This is a genomic window from Symmachiella macrocystis (assembly GCF_007860075.1).
GTDB lineage: Bacteria > Planctomycetota > Planctomycetia > Planctomycetales > Planctomycetaceae > Symmachiella > Symmachiella macrocystis.
The window spans coordinates 4,327,063-4,347,849 of the sequence record NZ_SJPP01000001.1 but is presented as its reverse complement, the minus strand read 5'-3'; the positions used below and the strand labels follow the sequence as shown (position 1 = coordinate 4,347,849).

Annotated in this window: 14 protein-coding genes; 2 read left to right on the top strand and 12 right to left on the bottom strand. The window is 55.5% G+C overall.

Annotation, left to right across the window (positions count from 1 at the left end):
* Positions 1 to 18: 18 nt before the first annotated feature.
* Positions 19 to 1,647, bottom strand: coding sequence for a hypothetical protein (locus CA54_RS16985; RefSeq protein WP_146371999.1), 1,629 nt, complete (start codon positions 1,645 to 1,647; stop codon positions 19 to 21).
* A gap of 727 nt (positions 1,648 to 2,374) precedes the next feature.
* Here CA54_RS16985 and CA54_RS16980 point away from each other — a divergent pair.
* Together CA54_RS16980 and CA54_RS16975 are read left to right on the top strand one after the other, a co-directional pair.
* Positions 2,375 to 3,274, top strand: coding sequence for a CAP domain-containing protein (locus tag CA54_RS16980; protein ID WP_146371998.1), 900 nt, complete (start codon positions 2,375 to 2,377; stop codon positions 3,272 to 3,274).
* 40 nt (positions 3,275 to 3,314) lie between these two features.
* Positions 3,315 to 3,725, top strand: a complete 411-nt coding sequence (locus tag CA54_RS16975; RefSeq protein WP_146371997.1) for an Imm7 family immunity protein — start codon at positions 3,315 to 3,317, stop codon at positions 3,723 to 3,725.
* A 32-nt stretch (positions 3,726 to 3,757) separates the two neighbouring features.
* Here the strand turns inward: CA54_RS16975 and CA54_RS16970 are convergent, their stop codons facing one another.
* From CA54_RS16970 to CA54_RS16920, 11 genes are all read right to left on the bottom strand, one after another.
* Positions 3,758 to 4,195 (bottom strand): hypothetical protein, encoded by a 438-nt coding sequence (locus CA54_RS16970; protein WP_146371996.1) that lies wholly within the window; start codon positions 4,193 to 4,195, stop codon positions 3,758 to 3,760.
* Positions 4,196 to 4,344: 149 nt separating this feature from the next.
* A complete protein-coding gene (locus tag CA54_RS16965) occupies positions 4,345 to 5,055 on the bottom strand; it encodes a hypothetical protein (protein ID WP_146371995.1) in 711 nt (236 codons plus the stop codon).
* Between the two features lie 97 nt (positions 5,056 to 5,152).
* Complete coding sequence (locus CA54_RS16960; protein ID WP_146371994.1) at positions 5,153 to 6,550, bottom strand: DUF1501 domain-containing protein; 1,398 nt, start codon at positions 6,548 to 6,550, stop codon at positions 5,153 to 5,155.
* Positions 6,551 to 6,779: 229 nt separating this feature from the next.
* Positions 6,780 to 6,986: a 2-oxoisovalerate dehydrogenase gene (locus CA54_RS16955; protein WP_146371993.1), complete on the bottom strand. Its 207-nt coding sequence runs from the start codon at positions 6,984 to 6,986 to the stop codon at positions 6,780 to 6,782.
* Between the two features lie 635 nt (positions 6,987 to 7,621).
* Positions 7,622 to 8,440 (bottom strand): GNAT family N-acetyltransferase, encoded by an 819-nt coding sequence (locus tag CA54_RS16950; RefSeq protein ID WP_146371992.1) that lies wholly within the window; start codon positions 8,438 to 8,440, stop codon positions 7,622 to 7,624.
* 243 nt (positions 8,441 to 8,683) lie between these two features.
* Positions 8,684 to 9,949: an outer membrane protein assembly factor BamB family protein gene (locus CA54_RS16945; RefSeq protein WP_146371991.1), complete on the bottom strand. Its 1,266-nt coding sequence runs from the start codon at positions 9,947 to 9,949 to the stop codon at positions 8,684 to 8,686.
* Positions 9,949 to 11,277: a Gfo/Idh/MocA family protein gene (locus CA54_RS16940; protein WP_146371990.1), complete on the bottom strand. Its 1,329-nt coding sequence runs from the start codon at positions 11,275 to 11,277 to the stop codon at positions 9,949 to 9,951. Before CA54_RS16940 ends, CA54_RS16945 begins: the two co-directional genes overlap by 1 nt.
* A gap of 199 nt (positions 11,278 to 11,476) precedes the next feature.
* On the bottom strand, positions 11,477 to 14,212 hold the full coding sequence (locus tag CA54_RS16935; protein WP_146371989.1) for a c-type cytochrome domain-containing protein: 2,736 nt from the start codon (positions 14,210 to 14,212) through the stop codon (positions 11,477 to 11,479).
* Between the two features lie 30 nt (positions 14,213 to 14,242).
* The gene (locus CA54_RS16930; RefSeq protein WP_146371988.1) at positions 14,243 to 16,684 is read right to left on the bottom strand and encodes a DUF1549 and DUF1553 domain-containing protein; all 2,442 of its coding nucleotides are present in this window, start codon (positions 16,682 to 16,684) and stop codon (positions 14,243 to 14,245) included.
* Between the two features lie 117 nt (positions 16,685 to 16,801).
* Complete coding sequence (locus CA54_RS16925; protein WP_146371987.1) at positions 16,802 to 19,270, bottom strand: PPC domain-containing protein; 2,469 nt, start codon at positions 19,268 to 19,270, stop codon at positions 16,802 to 16,804.
* A gap of 115 nt (positions 19,271 to 19,385) precedes the next feature.
* Positions 19,386 to 20,684 (bottom strand): DUF1501 domain-containing protein, encoded by a 1,299-nt coding sequence (locus tag CA54_RS16920; protein WP_146371986.1) that lies wholly within the window; start codon positions 20,682 to 20,684, stop codon positions 19,386 to 19,388.
* Positions 20,685 to 20,787 lie beyond the last annotated feature (103 nt).

Genomic DNA, 20,787 nt, shown 5'->3' with positions numbered 1-20,787 from the left:
TAGTCACTCAGACGACGCTTACTGACGTTGCCCACTGCTATCCGGTTCGATGTCAACAATCCTGGCACGCGGCCGGGATAGGTCGACGAGGACGGGATAATCGGTGGCGGCCGTTTGCGTGTTGCCGGCGGCGTCCTGAGCTTGGATGCGGATGTAGAGTTTCGATGGCACTCCTTGTCCGACCTTCCACAAATAACGGCCCGTATTGCGATGGGCGCCGGCAATTGGATGCCACGGTCCAGCGGCCGATCCGCCGTAAAACAACGTGATCGGTTCCTCAGCTAGGTTCTGATCTTCCATATCCCACTGAATGAGAATTTGGTTGTTGGCGACTCCTTGTCCTTGCTCCAACGGCAGCAATCGCAATTCCGGCGGAGTGACATCGACAACAATCACCATGTCGGGACGATCGCCCGCTTGCGGAGGATCGGACGTCAATCCCACGCCACTGCGGACACGCATCGCTAATCCGTAACGACCTTCCTTGGGCACTTTCACACGTGCCGGACTTTTGCGGTCGTCATCCACACCAAACTTCCACCACGAGTCGCCATTGTCTTGCGAAACGAAGACCTCAACAGCACTCACACCTGACGGCCCGACGTCATCGATTTTGTAACCGATATTAAATTCACGAGAATTGACGAACCGAAACGGCACAGCCGGCAAATCGCGTTGCGTGTTATTGGGCGGCGTTGTCTCATCGTCGTTCCATCGCGAGCCAATCGGCTTAGTGTTGGCGACAAACCCTTCCTGTTGGGAGGGCGACTGCTCGAACGGATCGGGAGTTGATCCCTGTCGCACCGGTTTGAATTGTGCGCTCTCCTCTTCGGTCTCGGAGAAGCGTTTGGGAATGTACAATCCGGTGTTGCTCTGCGGACCACGCGATTTGTTCGCTACTGGCTTGGGCAATCCGGGGACGTTGGTCCGGGGAACAATGTCCGTTGCCGGAGCGATTGATGTTTGCATATCGGCCTTGCCGGTATTGGCCGCTAGATCTTGAACCGTCCCTTTAACGACGATATTGCCGCCTGAGGGAATCTGCCATTGCTTCTGCCCCTCTGTGTTCGGGACGATTGACAACGGTTTCCACTTGGTGCTGCTGCCTTGTTTGTAATGTAGGGTCAGCGTCGACGGCTTGAGATGAGCGTCCACTGCTTTCCAAGTCAGTTGCGCCCAGCCCGGCTGCGCTTGCCGCACCGTCAAGTACAGTTGCGGTGCTGAGGTATCCACGATGACCTTCAGGCCCGGTTCAATCGATTCTTGTGCAGGCGTCAAACTGCCGTCGGCACTCTGAGTGCGTACGACAAACCAGTACTCGCCGTCGCCCGGTGCGTTGAACGTGAATCGTCCATCGGTCGGCGCCACTGCCTGGCTTTTGCGCCACTTGATTCCTTCGTCGTCCGAAACATACAACAAAATCTGCGTCGCCGACATCCGCTCTAGTTCCGCCGGATCGTAACGAAACGGAATGCGAAACCGCGGTTGGTTGGTATAGATCGGTCGCGTAGGAATCGGCACAGCGGCCGGAGCTAATCGCGCCTCCCAGCCCAGGCACAATAGTGCCAAGACGACAGCGGCCCACCGGTGCAGGCGCGGAGCGTGAAGGAATGCAATTTTGCTGGCAAAGAATATGGGCGATGTCATGGGATTCCGCCGGAATGGTCAGGACAGTGCCAAGACGTGTATATCTCGAAACAGGCGCGTAGTCATCCACCGCAATCGGAGGACCGCACCATCGATTGTATCGACTGGTCGGCTTGCGCAACTTGAAGCGATTTCAACGAGGCTTGGGCGAGCGTTGGGAGCAAGAGGACTGTCATCACAATGAACTCGTTTCAAAACCCGGTTGCGTTTGTTCTCGAAACTGGCGGCTCAGTGTCAGTGGGAGACGACAGAGGGGTTTGAATTGACTTTGAGAGAGCCGGGCCAATACCAATCGCGAGCAACTCAGCGAAGTGGAAACAATGGCCGAATGGGAGACATCCCTTGAGAGAAAATGGGGACAACTGACGAGCCACAGAGGGGGCTCACAGAGAAAAATGTTCCTACGGAATTGAACCGCTGAACCTGCGAGATAAGGGTCGCAAGGCTTGGCCCAGCCGAACATTTTATTTCTGTGTGTCACACATCAACGCGACATCCGGCAGCAGACACGGCAAGAATAATGTGGCCGATTGCGAAATTTTTCAAAAAGAGCCAGAACGGCCCACACTGCAGTGAACCAACGAGAGGAGCTCCCCATCCGCAAACCACTTTTCAAAGGCCACCGGGGTAACTTCTGTTCACTTGTCGCCGTAAAATCGCCTGTTATTTATGGCCCTGACGTTTCTAATCGCTCGGACAATTGCCTTCAAATTTGAGAGAATTTCGCATGCTCCCGCTACGCTGGATACTCAATAACCACCAATGGTATACCCTGGCAACATTGCTGTTTTTGATCGGCGGACAACAAGTCTGCGCGGCGGAACAAATCGGCCGTCATGCGTGGCAGACCGACTATTACGACGCATATCGCCAAGCGCAACAGGAACAGAAACTGTTGTTGATCTTTTTCCGAGCTGCCCAAGAAACTCCCGCCGCGACAGCATATACAGAGACCGTCCTTCCGCAAGCGGAGTTACACGAGACGCTGGACGAATACGTGCGGGTCGTGCTGCCGACGGACGTTGAGGTCCCAGGCGATGACGATCAGCCGGCGACCAGGCTTCTTGATCACGAAGCGTTTAAGCACATGGAGCAGCAACAGGGGATCGCTGTGATGGACCTGATCGATGACGAAACGGGGCAATACGGCAAACTGATCTCCGCACATCCCTTTTCGCCCGGCCGATTTTATTCGCTGCGGGCGACACAGACCGTGCTCGGTTTGCCGCGTGCAAGTATCACGCAACGCGCACTGATTTATGCCATTCGCATTCACCCCGAATCCCCAAAGAGCACCGAGAGCGACGTCGATGCGCACCTGCTCTCCGAAACACACAAGCATTCGAAATTGATGGCACGCATCGAACAGGTCGGCCACCACAATTGGGACCGCCGGTTTCACGAACTGAACGCCCACTTCGACAACCTCATCGTCGGCGAAGTCGCCGCCGTCAGTTGGGGCGGCGAAACATTGATCGAAGGCGCCAAAGACTGCGTCCACGCCTGGCGCCAATCCCCCGGCCACTGGGCCGGCGTGTCAGGCAAACATGTGTTCTACGGTTACGATTTGGTGTTGGGTGCGAGTGGGAAGTGGTATGCGACGGGGTTGTTTGCTTCGGCGGAGTGAGGAGACATATTGTCCAGTTTTTCAACGAGGGTGAATCGGAATGTTTGAGTTCCACGGTTGGGCTAGGGTTCAGTATCACACCCACAATACCGATTCGATTCTTCAGGATCGCTGTTGGGACAATCTCGTTGAATATGTCAAAACAATCCCCAATGAACTCGTGAGTTTGAATCGCTATAACATGTGTGATTCGGTATTCGTCAACGGACAACACAATCATCGCTCTGAATACGTGATTGAGCTATTCCAATGGATTGCCGATAATTCGCTTGGCTCTTATGGAATCCTCTATATTCGCGATGATGAGGACCATTCCCGATTGTCTGATTTCGAAAACTGTTTTCGCGTGTGGCGCCTCTGCCGAGGAACGCTCTCCGAACATGACGATCCATTCTTGTCGCCTGCGATTCCAACCGTTGAGGACCCGTACGATCCTTCACGCGGCGATTGAGGCAGCACTTCATTCGGACCGTGTTCTCCCGTTTATTCGGCCACACCGTAAAGTTCCAGATCACGGGGAATGAGTCTCAGCCCGTAGCCCTTTTGCGACAACAGTTCCACAGGTTCTTCGGACGTCGACGCAATCTTGGTGTGGGTAACGCCATCGAACGTCATCGTGAATTTGTAGAAGTCTCGCTGGAAAATACCGCCCAGGTAAACCCATTTGACGGCGAGTTCATGCCCAGGTTCACGAAAAGTAAAGTTATCCAGATTGATCGTGATGTTTAAGCCCAGACCGATCGGTTCCTTAATAGGCACGATTCCACTCATAGCAGCCGTCTTCGAACTGGGAGCCGAGACAACCACTGCAGCATAGGGATAGGCGCGGGGACGCACGTATCGCCCGTAGGCAAAGACGCCGACAAGAATCAGAGCGACGAGCAAAACGGCCGAGGCACACGACCGTTTATTGATTTTCATAGCGATTACTTCCAGTTCTCAGGTTTCACCCAAACAACCCCACCAACGGCTCCCCATCGGTAATCCGATGCGGGCGTTTTTGGGTATCGTGAATCACCCCGTCGTTCGGGATGCTTAGTGCTCGGAAACCCTGCGGCAGGCCAATGGGCTCATCGAGATTGCCGTTGAAATTCAGACACAACTGCTTGAAAATCCTCGTCTGATAATTGCAGCTTCAAATCAACCGCCAACTCCTTCGCTAACTGGTCATATGGCGTGTTGCCATCGAGGATATCGCTAGATTGATCCCGGTTCTGTTTAAACAATCGATAATGCTTGACGCTGAGATTCCACATCTTATTCGCAGCAGACTTCTGTGCGATGTTGAAAATCAATTGAGCGTCGGTGTGGTATTGGAAGCCTACGACGTCCAGACCTTGGGGTTGACGATTATTCCAGTATTCAGCACGTGACAATAAAAATGCAGCACCTTCGATGTTGTCATTGTCGATGAGCATACATGCGTATTTGTGATATGCTCCTGGATCATCATAGGCGTAACCCATAGCCCGGTCAAAAATCTCCGTGGCTCCTTTCATATCACCAGCATCGCTAAGTTCTATTGCCTGAGTGATCAACGCATAGGACAGGAGATATCGATTTTGCTTTGAAGGAAATTCATGGGCCAGGGCTTCCAGATAGGTCAATTCGCCTGCAAGATCGCCATGCTCTGATCGGTCCGCAGCTTGTTGAACTAGGTAATACTCCCTCAAAGGTGGATACGCAAACCACGCCAACACCGTCGCGCAAGCTATAAACGCAACCGACAAGCCGATCGCCAAGTATACCTTGGTCTGTGAATTGCCGTCCGGAGTGCGCATCGTTACTCCAAGACTTGTGAAAATGCCATTGCGGTCCAATCTGAGTCATGCCCAGCTTGGTGTATGATCCACACGCTCGGCATGAAAACGCAACACATTACCCAAACAATCCCACCAACGGCTCGCCATCGGTAATCCGATGCGGGCGTTTTTGGGTATCGTGGATCAACCCGTCGTTGGGGATGCCCAGGGCGTGGTACATCGTCGCAATCATGTCTTCGGGCTTCACCGGGTCCTTGGTGACGTAGGCGGCTTGTTTGTCGGTTTCGCCGTAGATTTGCCCGCCGCGAATTCCGCCGCCGGCCAGTAGCACCGATTGGCAGGCGCCCCAGTGGTCGCGGCCCATGTCCTTGTTGATCTTGGGCGTGCGTCCGAATTCGCCCAGGGCGACGACCAACGTTTCGTCTAGCAGGCCGCGTTGGTCGAGATCATCCAACAGTGCTGAGTAGGCCAAGTCGAGCGGCGGGAGGCAGTACTTTTCCTTGAGCATGGCGTAGCCGCTGATCTTGCCCAGCGAGCCGGTCCCGCCGTGGTTGTCCCACACGTTGAGTACGTTGCCGTCGGGGGCAATATAAACCCAGACGACGGTCACCAACCGCACGCCCGCTTCGACGAGTCGGCGGGCCAACAAGAAACTTTCGCCGTATTCGTTGCGGCCGTAGCGGTCGCGCATGGTGTCGGGTTCTTTAGTGATGTCGAAAGCACCGTGCGCTTCCGGCGAGGTGAGCATGCCGAACGCTTGTTGCCGGTAATGACCAATGCCAAATTTGTCGGATGCCAACTTATGACCGTGCTTTTGCATCATGCGGTCTTCTTGCTCCAACAGATTGAGCAGTCCGAACCGCGCTTGCAGACGTGTCGTCGTCAGGCCGTCGGGAAGTTCGATGCTGTGCGGCGCGGGGCCGGTCACTTCGCCGGGGGTTTTGAGTTCCATCGGATCGTAGCGCGGACCAAGGAATCCGCTGTAGGTTCCGGTGTAAGTCACGCCATCGTGCCCGATCGGCCGCGGAATCGTCACGCTGCCCGGCATCACGTTGGGCGGCGCAAATTTGGAAACGACCGAAGCTACGTTGGGAAAGTCATTGCGATTGCGTTGGTTGCGGGGAACGGCGAGCGTGTCGTTGATTTTTCCGGTGAGCGAATAATAGACGCCCACCTCGTGTATGTTGCTGTGATGCGTGTAGGAGCGGACGACGGCCATCTTGTCGGTATGTTTGGCCATCAGCGGCAATTGGTCGCTGAGTTGGATGCCCGGCACAACGGTCTCGACCGGATCAAACAGACTGCGAATGCCGGCCGGTGCCTGCGGCTTGAGGTCGAACATATCCTGCTGCGGAGGTCCGCCCCACAGATAAAGCAAGATGCACGATTTGGCTTTTCCGCCGGTAGCGGTCTCGGCCGCAGAAGCCTGTTCGGCCTGCAACAACCCCGGCAGCGCCAGCCCGCCCAGTCCCGCTTGCCCCAACCGAATCATCGCATCGCGCCGGTGTAGCATGTTTTTGCCCTGTGAGTTGCTTGGGTCAGGTGGCCGCCTGACGCGGATTCATTCTGTAAATCGCAATCCTATGATAAACGGGCGCTGATGGGTTTGGGAAGTGGAAGAGAACACAAGCTAAATACTTCGGCCAAAGAGTTCCTCTGCCAATTCGTCGCGAGAGATATCAAAATGAGCTGCAATATCCCGCAAGATAGCCGAGAGGGTGCCGACACGGAGCGGGGCAAATTCATGCCGAAATCACCTTGTCGCCGACGAAATGCAGGCGAATAATTTTGGGCCCAGTACCGTCATCAAAGTGGCATTCAACCGCATCGCGTACGTTCTGACGAATCCCGTCCAGGTCATCGGCGGCGGTGAAAATCGACTCAGCCAGCGCGCGGGCGGTATAGCCACCTTCGTCCGCCTCTTCCACTAGAAAAATGATCTCGTTCATCAGCAATGTCTCATGAGTTCGATGCAAACGACGACACTGCCAGTTTGTATTTTTTGAGCGAAAATACCAAGGTGCATTACATTGATGATAAACCGCCCAGGGCGGGTTTGGGAAGGGGGAACCAGTGGTTGAGGGCTGCGAGCGGCCGACTCAATACGATTTAAAAGTACCGAAGTTCAAAGTGGGGCGATTAGTAATTGATTCCACTGCCCTGTCACATCATGCCACAAACGGAAAAATCCTCGCGCGGCTCTGCGGCGAAACGGATCATGTCGCCGTCGGGGTCCTCGATCCGCATTTCCCAGGGCCAATGGAAATTGGTTGGTTCCATCACAAGAAAAAAGACTCACGCAAAGCCGCAAAGGCCGCCAAAGGGTTACCAGGATCAATGTATTCATGATTGACGGCAGCCGGGCGGGGATATCTTTTTTAGAAAGAAAATCGTTTTAGCAAAGTCGACGTGATCGACGAAAACCGATGCTCAACGAATTGACGCCGCAAAACTCTTTGCGAGCTTCGCGGCTTTGCGTGAGGCTTTTTACAACTCACGGTTGTTTAGAATCCGCGCGTTGCGGGAAACCTGCGAGCGGTTCGGTGGGTTCGACGACAACCGGTCCATGCTACTGCGAAATATCCTACGGCGAAACAGCAAGTCCCTCTCCGGGCATGGCCATGATCAGCTTGGTGTAGGCCATTTCAAAGCCCAAGCGGCGGGCGTTGCGTTCGGTGGCGATGCCCGGCCGGGTGTGAATTGTGACCAACGGGCAACCCAATTCCCGCGCGCGTTCTAACCGCCGGGCAATGAGCGCTGCCTGAATTCCTCGCCGCTGAAATTCGGGCAACACACTTGTTCCGAAAAGGCATGCGACCGCTGCGGTCGTCTCCATGCCCCCGCCGCCGGCCGGTATGCCGTCAATCAGTGCCAGGTAATGGCTGGAGCGGGGATGAGCGACCGTGTTGCGGGAGACTTGAAAAAAGATGTCACTCACCGGTTCACCAGGGGGGCGAAAACCTGAAGTGGCGACGTCGATGTACGTGCGGGTTTGTTCATCGTCGTTCACATCGACAGGAACCAGCTCCAGTCCCGGCGGCCAACCATGCGCGAGCAGCGACCGCACATCGTCATCGGCAGCGACAGTGCGGAACATCACGTTTTCAAACTCACGGACTTCAAAGCCCCGTTTGGCTAACCCGGTGATCAAGGTTTCATCAACAAACGGACAGACTTCAAGTCGCGGTTCCACGCCGCGCTGCACGTAGAAATCGACTAGCCGATCCAAATCGTCATCGCTCACCGGGCCGGCCATACCAATCCCGCACGCCTGATTCGCCCAGGACCCCATGCCGGCAAATGCCATCCATCCCCCGGCGATCTCCTCGCTCTCACTCGCAATCTCAGCTGTCCCCACCGCCTGCCGTGTTTCTTCGAGAATCGCGATCTGTCGATAATTCATGTTTGTCGCCCTAGCATTCGTTGTTGCGTGCCAAACAGGTTTCAGAGGCGCGGCCTTAAAAAAGGTTCGCGCCAAAAACCTGTAAGGTGCAAAGCGGGGCTTTTGGCGCGCGGCAGGCGGGAGCTTGCCCTACATTTTTTCTCTTGGCGACTTTGCGTCTTTGCGCGAGGCTTTCTGTAGCGCGCGGCTCAGCAGGAGCTTCGCCCTCCCGGGACGTGGGATTTGGCATGCGGTGAGACGTTGTCAGTCGGTTAGGCGGACGCAGAGGATTTCTGTGTCGTTGCGGACATACGCGTGCTGGCCGGCAAAGGCGGGATGGGCCCAGGTGCGATCGATGATGTTGGTGCGCGACTGTTCGTCATAACCTTCCGGCGTCAACCGCGCTAGAATCAAATCCCCTTCGGCGTTGAGGATGATCACGCGATTTGTGTCTCCCAGCCAGACCAGGTTGGCTTGCGGGTTACGGCCGCGGGGGGTCATGCGATGCTTGTCGTCCGTCCACATTTTTTCGCACTCGCGAAACTGAAAACAGACCAACCCACGGTTTTTATCCAAGCTGTAAAGATATCCGTCACGATACAGCGGCTGGCACATCAACCCTCGCAAATGACGGTTTTCCTCCCACAGTAACTTGGCTTCATCAGGTTTGTCGCCCAATTCGATGGCCTTGGCGCCGTGCCAGTAACCGGTCACGAAGACGATGCCATCGCGAAAAATCGGCGTCGCGATCGAGACATCGTACTGGACTTCGTAGGGGATCGACCACTGAATCGTTCCGTCCGCCGGTTTTAGTCCCAGGATATGTCGCGGTGACCAACAGACGAGCTGCTCATTTCCGTTGTGCGAAATGATAATCGGCGTGCCATAGCCGGCTGGGTCGTCGCTGCTGCGCCAGACTTCCGCCCCGGTTTTTCGATCCAAGGCAACGTAACAACCGCCGTTGGCACCGGGATGCACAATGACTAGGTTTTTCCAAATCACTGGTGAGCCGGAAAGTCCCCATTCGGGAACGGTGGCATCGTCGTTGCCTAAAAAATCGTGCGACCAAACCACAGTCCCGTCATTGGCGTCGAAACAATGCGTATGCCCCAGTGTGCCGAAGGTATAGACGCGGTTTTCGAAAACCGTTGGCGTGGCTCGCGGGCCGTTGCCGTATTCGAGTTTTCCGTAATCGGCGGCGTAGACGTGTTCCCACACCTTTTCGCCCGTGGTGCAATCCAAACACAACACGCGTTCGACCTGCTCAGGCTCGGTGGGCCGATCCATGACATATAGGCGGTCCCCCACGACGGAGATCCCGCCATATCCACCGCCGATCGGTTGTTTCCAGACTGGCTGCAGACCAGTCTCGGGCCAGTGCTCAGGAAGCTCAGGCGCTTGCCAAGTCCCATCGCCGCGCGGTCCCCGCCAGCGCGGCCAGTCTTCTGCTTGCGCAGTGAGAACGCCCCAGCCCATCACCAGCGTGGCGGCAATTGTGAAATGCTTGAAAAACTTGACATACATCGACATCAAACCCCTGCCGGAATGGCCCAGTGGCCGCCGTCGCGATAGGTGCGCGACAACATCGCCTGGGCTTCGGCGTCGCCCACGACTTTTTCGGCAGCGGGATCAAAATTGACTGTCCGCTGCAAACGGTTGGCGATGGTGGCCAAATGACATAAGGCGGCGGAGCGAAAGCCGATTTCGATATCCGCATTGGGGCGCCGTGATGTCTTGATCGCATCCACAAAATCTTGTTGGTGGTTTGAGATTTTCAGCGGCACAGGATTTTTTGCGACCGGTTTGTCGATGCGGCGATTCCGTTCGTCCCAGACCAGCAGCTTGCCCCGTTTACTGAGCAGCATCTGCCCTGCCGTACCATAGAATTCCGCGCCGCTGTCAGCGTTGTAGGGATAGTTCTTGTCCCACAATCGCATTTCGAAGGTCAATTGCCGACGACTGCCGATCGAACCGTCGCCTTCGTATTCGAATAGCGCGGTCTGCGTGTCGGGGTACTGTTGGTCGTCGTCGAAATACGATTTGCCTCCTAACGACACCACGCGGGAAGGATGCGTGTCGACGCCCAGTCCCCAGACTGCATAATCGAGATCATGCACCCCGTCGTTCCCCATATCACCCGTGCCAAAATCGTACCACCAATGCCAGTTGTAATGGCTGCGGTTTTCCTGGAACGGAACCATCGCTGCGGGGCCGATCCAAGTATCGTAATCAAGACCGGCCGGCGGGTCGCTCGGGTTGGCATGACCGATGTTTGAGCGGCGTTGCACGTTCCACGCTTTGGCGGCCAAAACATCGCCGATCATTCCTTCGCGGAGCATCTGAATGGCGGTGGCTGTGAAAGGATTGCTGCGTTGTTGTGTGCCGTGTTGTACGACACGATCGTTGCGCCGCGCCGCTGCGACCAACAGTTGTCCTTCGCGAAAATTATGCGCACAAGGCTTTTCAACATAGACGTGTTTGCCGGCATCGCAGGCCAGAATCGAAGCGGGTGCGTGCCAATGGTCGGGAGTGGCGACGATGACGGCGTCGACCGATTTGTCGTCGAGAATCTTGCGCAAATCCCCGACGGCGTGTTCGCTTTTTACACCGAACTGCGCGGCGGCTTTGTTTCGCCGTTGTTCGTCCGGATCGCACACATAGGCGATTTCGACTCCGGGCTGACCAGTAAAACCTTGCGCGACGCCCGGGCCGCGCCCGCCGCAACCGATCAAACCGACGACGAGTTTATCATTGACCCCTTTGGCCAAAACCGCAGGCGCGCCGGCAAATACAGCAGTTGCAGTCGCAGAGGCTGCTGAAGCGGTCTTTAGAAAGTTGCGACGATCGGTATCGGCCATCCTTCAGGTCCTGCAAAAAGGTGAGATGTCACGAATTGCAATTCACGATCAGCTACGCACAACGTACGCCGGGCTGTACTCTATGAACCACTTTGCAGGATACCGTTGCCGCGATCCGCATTCAACCAGCACGAGTGCACGGCGAAGGGCCATGCCACACAGTGCCGGTTTTCAGGATCCATAGAACCAAATTTAAAGATTAAGCTTTTCCGGCCAGTTGCGGATGGCCTTTAACTTCGTCTTGGGTCTTTTGCACCAACTGCTCTGCGGCATCGGCAGCTTGTTTGGCGGCGGCGAATTTCTCTTTCACCACTTGTACAGCAGCGGTTTGTTCAACAACGACTTTCTTGGCGGCTTCCAAAGCGGCCACCATGGCCACAGCATTTTTTTCCGCAGCCGTCAAATCGGTCTTGGCCTTTGCCAACGCGGCTTTAGTCTCTTCTAGAGATTTCTTGGCGGCGGCCAAAGCGGCGTTCTTTTTGTCAACCACTACCTTAACCTGCGCGGCGATCGCAGCCACATCCGCGTCTCCGCCCGATTTCTCGACAGCTTGCGCCGCCTTAGCTGCGGTTTCGTTCAATGAGGCCACCGTGGCATCCAACGTGACGATCGTCGTGGTGGTGGTTGCCTCTTGAGCGGTTGCCGCAGCGATGGCGTCTTTGGTTTGTTGGACCGTGGTGTTGGCGGCTTGTACGTTGGCCTCAGCGGTTGCGACACCCGTATTTGCCTGCGCCAATTGTTCTTCGGAGCTCTTCAACTCCGCGGCTGCTTCGGCAGCAACGCCGGCCAACTGTGCGTGATTGGCTTTGACTTCAGCCAAGACGGTTAGTTTCTTAGTGAATTCGATTTCGTTTTGCCAACGGGCGACAGCAGTTTGGGAAGTGGCTACTTGCGCTGTGACGGCGTTTAATGCTTGTTGAGTCGCAGCGGCTTCGTCGACCGCTGGTTTCAATAAGGGTTCAACGGTCGCCACCTGTTTGCCGGCCGCATCGAACGCGGCTTTGGTATCGACGACTTGTTTATCGGCGGCGACGAGTGCCTGTTTTGATTTTTCGAGCACGGCTGCTTTTTCCGGCAATGCCTTCGTGGCGGATTCCAATGCGGCGGAATTTTTGGTCATTTGCTCAGCCAGTTGTGCCACAGCCGCGGCCAGTTCTTTGTCCTCAGGATTTTTCGCAGCTGCTTCCTGAGCCTTCGTGGCGGATTCTTTCAGCAAGGGAACCAACGGTTCAAGCGTTGCCTTGGTTTTGGCAACCGCTTGATGCTCAGCCGTTGCTGCATCCACCGCTGCCTTCGCGACCTTAGCGGCCTCGACGGCTTGATTGTGTTGAGCTTGCGTGTCGGCGACTGCTTTTTTGGCCGCTTCGACATCGGCGGTGGCCTTGGTTGCGGCCGCTTGTGCGGCTGTGTTGGCGTCAGTCTGTTTTTTCAGTTCGGCTTGTTGGGCAGCGAGTTGTTGCTCGGCCGAGGTGAGCCGCTCGGTCAATGTGGCGGGGTTCATGGTCAAATCGCCGACCGGTTTTCCGTCCGCCGCGTTCCAGGCGTGAATGGCCCCACTCCAGTCGCCGGCGATCACGTGATTGGTTTCGTCACAATGAGTGATCCGCAGGGCGATGTCTGGAAATGAAGGGAAGGCCAGCAATTGTTTGCCCGCTTGGTCCCACAGTTTCGCCGTACGATCTCGACCGCAGGAGACGAGGCGGCCGTCGCGAGTGAATTCCACCGCAGCTGCGCCACCACCGTGTGCCGACCAGGTTTTGACGTTGCCGCCGTTTTCCATTTCCCAAAGTCGGATGCCGCCATCTTCGCTGCTGGAGGCCAGGATGTTGGAATCGCTGCGCCATGACAGCCCGGTAATTGCTGCGGAATGTCCGCGGAGTGACGCATATTCGCGGGCGGTGTAACCTTCCCAGACAAACATGCCGCCGTTGCGGTCACCCGTCGCCAACAGCACACCGTCGGGGCTGAACGCGATTGAATAAATCCAGTCTGTGTGTTTTTTCAATTCATGCAGTAACGACCCATCCGCAGTGGAATAGATCCGCACGACCCGTGCCGGACCGCCCAATGCGACCATGGTTTGATCGGCGCTGATGTCAGCGGCGAGAACTGCGTCGAGTTCGTCACCGACTTCGATCACCCGTTCGCCGTTTTTGATATTCCAAACCACCACGCGGCCGCTGGCACCGCCACGTCCGCCGGCCGCTAACAACAAATCGCCGGTGCTACTAAATTTGAGCACGTGTGGCACGCCTTCGGGAAACGGTAGCGTGCCGAGGAATTCCAATGTCTGGGAGTGATAAAGCAACACTTGCTGTTGCCCGCTCACGGCTACGAGTGGCGCCCAAGGACTGGTGGCCAGCGCCGTGACAGCGGTTGTCCGTTCGGTATGCACGACCGGTTCGAGATTCAGTCGTCCCGGCATAGGTGGCGGACCTTCGGGCTTGCCGTTTGGTGCGCCTTTTAATGAAAAATCGAACTTCGGTTTTTTGGGCGCCATCGCCTTACTGCCGGCCGTTTCCAATGCTCCGCCGTCGATCCATTTTTCGATAACCGCCAGCATCTCGGCCGGCATCTTTTCGGAATCGGGCGGCATTTTCGGTTCGGCTTGATGCGTGATCAACTCGAACAAATAGCTATCCGAAGCAGCGCCTGGTTCAATGACCGGCCCCGAGCCGCCTCCTTGCATCGTGCCGATGTAAGAGGTCAGATCCAGGTCCGCCGTCTTCTTGTCCGTGTTGTGGCAAGAACCACATTTTTGACGCAGAATAGGCAGGACGTGATCAATGAAATTGATTTTCGGTGCTTTATCACCCGCCGGTTTCTTGTCGGCAGCTCGCGCAGCGGTTGCCAAGGTGGTGGCTACCACAGACATAGCAACGACAAGGCGGATCATGGACCGATTAACGGTTTGATGTTTGCAAAGGTTCGACATTTTATAATCTCCGAATCACTGGGACTCGACCTAGTGATTGAATAAAAACTCACGTGAATTCATCAGTGCCCAAAACACGTCTTCCAGAACCGCTTTCTGATCCTTCTCTGCGACGAGAATTGATTCCAGAGCCGCTTTCTCTTTATCCGTTGGATGCCGAGTCAAGCAGCGAATGTAGATCTCATCGATAATCTCTTGAGGCGACTTCTTTTCATTGAGCCGCTGTTCGACCAGTTTGCCTTGCTGGATTTTTTTGTTCACCGTATCGCCGTTGAGCAGATGCAAGGCCTGAGACAAGTTCGGCTCCATCTTCACCTCACAGGCACAAACGGTACCACGAGATGCGCGACCGAAGGTTTTCAAAAAGTAGGTCGACGTATTCCCGTCGGAGATTTGCACAGCCCGTGCTCCGCTGGGTAAGCCGCGAAACTTGTTCTTCGTGTCAGTCACCTGTGTAACGGCATCCAGCAAGACCTCAGCTCGCACACGTCGCAGCGCCATGTGCGAGAAGTTGCTGTTGTCGGTGGCATTGGTCTCGTTGGTTTGCGTTGCCAATTGATACGTGCGTGACGTGCAGATGTCGCGGACCAATTTTTTGAAATCGTAGTTGTATTCGGTGAATCGCCGAGCCAATTCCGCCAACAACTCCGCATTGACCGGCGGATTGCTGATCCGAACGTCATCGACCTCGTTGATGATGCCTTTCCCGAAAAAGTGCGCCCAAACAATATTGGCTAAATTCGGTGCGAAATAAGGATTCTCGGCCGATGCCAACCATTTGGCCATCACCTCACGGCGATCCTTTCCGGCCACGTCGGGAACGACTCCTCCCAAAAATTTGGGGGGCATAACGGCGCCGGTGACGGGATGTTTCACCTCTCCACGGCCGCTGTTGAAGATGATCTTCTCACGAGGATCCTCACCCTGTTTGCGGCCAATCTGTGAGAAGAAGGCGGCGAACGAATAATAATCGCCCATCGTCCAGCGGTCGAAGGGATGATTGTGACATTGCGCACATTGAATCCGCATGCCCATAAATACCTGCGCGACATTTTCCGAAACCTTCAACGTTTCCGTTTCGGTCTGATAGTAATTCGTTGCCGCATTGGAGAATGTCCCTCCATTGGAGGCCAAGAGTTCTTGAACCATTTTGTCCATGGGAACATTGCTGGCAACTTGCCCCTGCAGCCAGTTGTAATAGCGGAGCATTGATTTGTAGGTCACGGTCCGGGTGGTGCGAATTTGCAGTAACTCCGCCCACTTCATCACCCAGATCTCGACGAATTCCTTCCGGTCAAGCAGTTCGTCCACCAGACGGTCTCGCTTGTCGGGAGCTTGGTCCTGCGTAAAGCGGCTGTACTCGTCGATAGTCGGCAAGACGCCGACAATATCGAGATGTGCGCGACGCAAAAACTCTTCATCACTGCACAATTCTGACGGTTGGATTCGCAGTTTCTTGAGTTTGTCGTAGATCAACTCATCGATATAGTTGTTCGCCGGCGTTTCCGCCCAAGTGAATTGCAGTCCCTTGGGCAACACGATGAATTGGCTTCCCACAGTGTGCGTGTCGTAGCGGGCCATGATGAAGGCTTCGCCGCGATTCTGCGCTTCGACAATTCCCTCCGGCGAAGTGGTCGCCGAGTTGTCGTTGTTGCTAATAAACTGCGCCAGCGAAGTGACGTCGCGATCCGTACCGTCGGAGTACTTGGCGCGTACAGTTAATTTTTGCGTCGTTCCCTGTCCGTCGAGCACAGACCCTTTGGGGTAGAGTTCCAACTCAACGACCTGCGGAACTTCGCCGGCATCCAGCGGTGCTCCGGCTTTCAGCCAGCGGACGATCGTCGCATTGATTTCACCATCTTCAGTAAAACGTTTACCACCGCCATGCGCGACTTTTCCGGTCGATTTTTCCAATAAGAGACTCGCCTCGGGCAGTGCGAGATTGATCCGTCGTCCACTGATTTCCCGCGTCAGTCGATGGTGATCGCCGACCGGATCAAATCCGAACAACGAGAGGCGAAACCCGTCTTTGCCCCGTGCTGCACCGTGGCAGCTTCCCATGTTACATCCCGAACGCATGAAGGTGGGCATGACGTCTAAGTGAAAACTGATCGGGCGGTCCGCGGTGGCCGCAGCCACTTCGACGGGAATCTTTGCCGTCAGACCAGCGTATTCAACGATCAGCTCCGTCGCACCATCGGCTGTGGGATGGAGCGAGCTGTTTTCGAGTTTCGCAAACGCCGGGTCGGCCAGTTTCATTGTGGCTTGTTTGGTGACGTCGCGCGTAATGCCGTCGGAATAGCGGGCTTGCACGATCAATGACTGCCGATCGCGCGCCGTATTCAACTTTACGTCGGGGGGATAAACCAGAATTTCAATTGGTTGCGGCTCGTCCGCGCGCGTCATGCCGGCGGTGAGTAGCACGACTGTCAACGCCAACACAATCCGTCGCCATTGGGATACGAAATGCATGATGATTCGTGTTCCTTAAAAACTCGTTCATTCCCCGGTGCGTCCGGGGTCATGAGAAATATATATCGTTGTCGTCGACCCGCGCCTTCTCCAGCATGGGTCACGCGTACTGCGGAATTATTTCGACGCTGCCGTTCCTTCGGCGCGTTCTTTGGCTTCGAGTCGCAATTTCTCCAAACGCGTCAGGCGTTTTTCGGGCGCTGGCTTCGGTTCGGCAGGTTTTGCTGCCTTAGGTTTTGCCGCCGGTTTCGGTGCGGGTGCATCGGGTTTGGGGGGCAGCGGTTCGTCGATACGTAATTCAGTGGCCCCGACATTACTGTGCACAACCGGCTCGGCGTTCTCGGTAATGATCACTTGGCAGATCACATTTTTGTGAGTCCCCACCGGACTGGCCTTATCAGAAGTTACGGCAAAGGTCACTTCGGCGGTCTCTTTAGTGATTTCTAATTCCGGGGCAGCGACCATATGCGGTAGTCCGACCAAGCGTACGGTCGCGTTGCCTTCGAAGGGGTGACTGTGCGTCAGTTTCCCGAAGATTTCCGTCTTCTGCCCTTTTTCGACAGCCGAGCGTTCCAAGGCGATGGTCACATACGGTTCGGCGACTTCCAAGGTCGCCAATTGCGACGCCACCCAACCCGCTCCCCCGACATCCGCCGAGCCGAGAGCATAGATCTTCCATTTTTTAATCCCCGCGCCGCTATTGGCGTTTAAGGGATACAAAACTTCGTTTTGACCTTCAGGGATGGTGACCGAACTGGACGCACCCACTCCGGGGGGACGGAAAGGCAACTGGACGTTGATCGCTGCTTTGAAACCCTCTTTGCGATGCGCCACAATTTTCAGTTGCATCGATCCGTTGCGCACCAACGGGACTTTGGGCTCCACGATTTCCAAGTGAAACGGAAGTTCATCCACGACTGCGATTGCCAATTTGTCCACGTCGCGCCAGGAGTACAACGATTGTCCCGGTGCAGCGATCACGAAGTCGGCGCGGTTGCTATACCCGCCGCTGATGTCTTTCTTTTCATCCGCATGACGTGCGCGGAAATCGACGAGCATCCCACCCAATGGTGCATCGGCGGCAGCTTCGAAGACCACCGGCATGGTGTTTAGATTGCCAGCCATCGGCTCGCAAACCATCGTGATGCCAGGGGGCAATTCCTTGGGATCCAGAATCAGTTCGCCACTAAAATTGGCACGACTGGCTGAAATCAATGAACCAAAGCGGTTTCCCCGAGCGACGAAAATCGACTGGCGGTATTGCGAATAGCGTGCCGTCCGAGGGATCCCCAGCTTCAATGACGGGGTGACCCCGGAGAACTCAATACGGTACACGTAGTCGGCTCCCCCTTTGCCAAGGTGGTCGGTCACGCGAACGATGTACTCGCCATCTTCGGGCACTTTAAATCGAATATAACTGTCGGGGCCGCGCGAATCATCGTTGCCGGCAATACTGCTACCGTCTGCCTTATACAAGTTGAGGACCGGATCCAACGGAGTCCGTAAGCGACGAGCGTAGCATTCGACTTCGAAGACTTGCCCCTTTTTCGCGGCGAACCTAAAGCAGTCGACATCGCCCGGTTCAGAAATAATTCCGTTGAAGGCCAGCGGCAATTCTGTGGGGGTCGCTTGAGCGAATTCGTTGTTCGGTTCGACTTCCAAAGCATTCCCATGCTCTGACAACCGAAATGGATTTCCCGAGGGGGCGATGCTGCCCTCTGCTGTGGCGAACACTGAGTAGTTCGGAATGATCTCCGCCGGTAGCGGTAGTTTCGCGGCGATTTCTCCGCCTGCGTCTCCCAGAAACCGCACCTCAGCTTCTTCCCCGATTTTTCCTCCGGCCGGATAAACTCCGGTGGGGCGGGGGAACGTGCCAATGTGCACGCAGTAACGGCAAGCTGCGCTGCCGCCGTATGCACTTTCGCGGACCTCGATAAAGTATTGTCCATCTTCCGGAGCGATCACCGAAACGGCCGCATCCTGTTTGACCAACGGTGTGTCATCGGCCGAAGCCAGTTCAAAGCGTTTGGAATCCAGGATCGCCAAATAGGGGTCGAACATGGTTTCGCCCAACCGCATGCCTTCAATTTCCGCAGCAATGCGTTGTCCCTTTTTGGCTTCGACCATGTAGTAGTCGACGTCTTCGTTGGTGACCAAGCCATGCACGGTGACGTTCAAGTCAATTTTTTGAGGTTCCGCAAAATCGTTGTTCGGCTCAGCTTCGTTGACGATGGGCAAAGCACCGACGTAAAACACGCGGAATTCTGAAATCCCGGATTTTGTACGAACCTGGGCCACATGTTCGCCGAGTCGGCAGTCGGATGCGATTTTGACGGTGGCTTTTGCAACGTTGGCTCCGTCGGCTTCGATTTTGGTCACCTCAAAGCCGGGAGAATAAAAGAAGATCTCCTCGGCATCGGCCATGCGGGCTCCACTGAAGGAGATGACGCTTTCCGTCCCCCGCTGCACGCCGCGCGGCAGGATGATCTTCAGCGAAGGGGAAGCAGCAATCGCCGTGGCCGCCCCTAACGTGATGGCAGCCAACACCACACAAGCACAAACACCCAATGAAAATCGTCGCAACATGACAAACCTCTATGTTTCCATCACGAAAATCGGCAGGGCCGTTTCGAAAAACATTGATTTCACCAAAACAGGGAGTGAGCGCATACTTCAGCAAGTGCGCTCTGTGCCGCTCAGCCTAGCCCAATAGATCCTTGCGGACCTTACCGCCGTTGACGATTTCGATGGGACGATCGCCGGGAGCCATCAACTCTTTGTCAGCCACGATTCCCAAACACTTGTAAATCGTAGTGGCCCAATCTTCGACGGTCAGCGGATCCTGGTCCGGTTCGCTCGCAGTGGCATCGGACGTTCCATAGGTAATGCCGCCTTTGATCCCGCCTCCAGCCATGACGACGCTGAAAACCTTGGGCCAGTGGTCGCGACCGGCCGTGCCGTTGATTTTCGGCGTGCGGCCGAATTCACTGGCAATGCAGACCAAAGTATCCTTGAGGGTGCCACGACGATCCAAATCGCGGATCAGTGCCGCATAGGCCTGGTCGAACGCCGGCAGCTGCCTGCGAATTCCGCCATTGATGTTGTCGTGCATGTCCCAACTGCCGTAAGTCAGCGTGACAAACCGCGACCCCGCTTCACACAGCCGGCGAGCCAACAACATACGGGCACCGGCGGTATTGCGACCATACTCATCACGAATCGCATCCGGTTCGGCATTGATGTTGAACGCTTCCCGCGCTTTTTCGGAACTGACGAGCGAATACGCCCGTTGGTAGAAACTATCAACCGCATCCAAGGAGTCTGCTTTTTCCTTGGAGACAAAATGATCATTCACGGCCGAGAGCACCGTGCGTCGACGCGTGAATCGTGTGTCATCGACCCCACCCGGTAGTTTGAGGTCTTTGACCGTAAAGTTTTTGGCTGCGGGATCCGAGCCGAGACTGAAAGCGGCATACGAAGAACTCAGGTAGCCGGTGCCGGCGAATTCGTTCGGCTGATTCGGAATGCAGACGTATTGCGGCAGATTGTTCTTCGAAGGAAACTCGTGCGTCACCACGCTTCCCATGCTGGGAAAGGACAACGCCGGGCTGGGACGGTATCCGGTATACATGTTGTGCGTGCCCCGCTCGTGGGCCGCTTCGCCGTGAGTCATCGACCGACAAATTGCCAGTTTGTCGGTGACCTGCGCCGTATTTTTCAGCAGTTCGTTCAAACGGGTTCCCGGAACATTCGTTTCGATCGAATTCATCGGCCCACGATATTCGATCGGAGCGTAGGGCTTGGGATCAAATGTCTCTTGGTGAGCCATGCCGCCGGGCGCGAAAATGAAGATCACAGATTTCGCTGTGCCTTCGGTGCTTTCATAGGCTTTCAGATCAGCGCGAGCTTGCTGCATCTGCAAAAATTGAGGCAACGTCAGCCCCAATCCGCCTAGAAATCCAACATGCAAAAAATCACGGCGCGAGGGTTGAAAGTGCATGAGTGTGCCTCCTTGGTAGGATCTTCCCGTAAAAACTCATCCTACGGCTCCGGTGTCTCCGGGGGTGTCGCCGTCAAGACGATGATTTTGGCAAATAGTACAA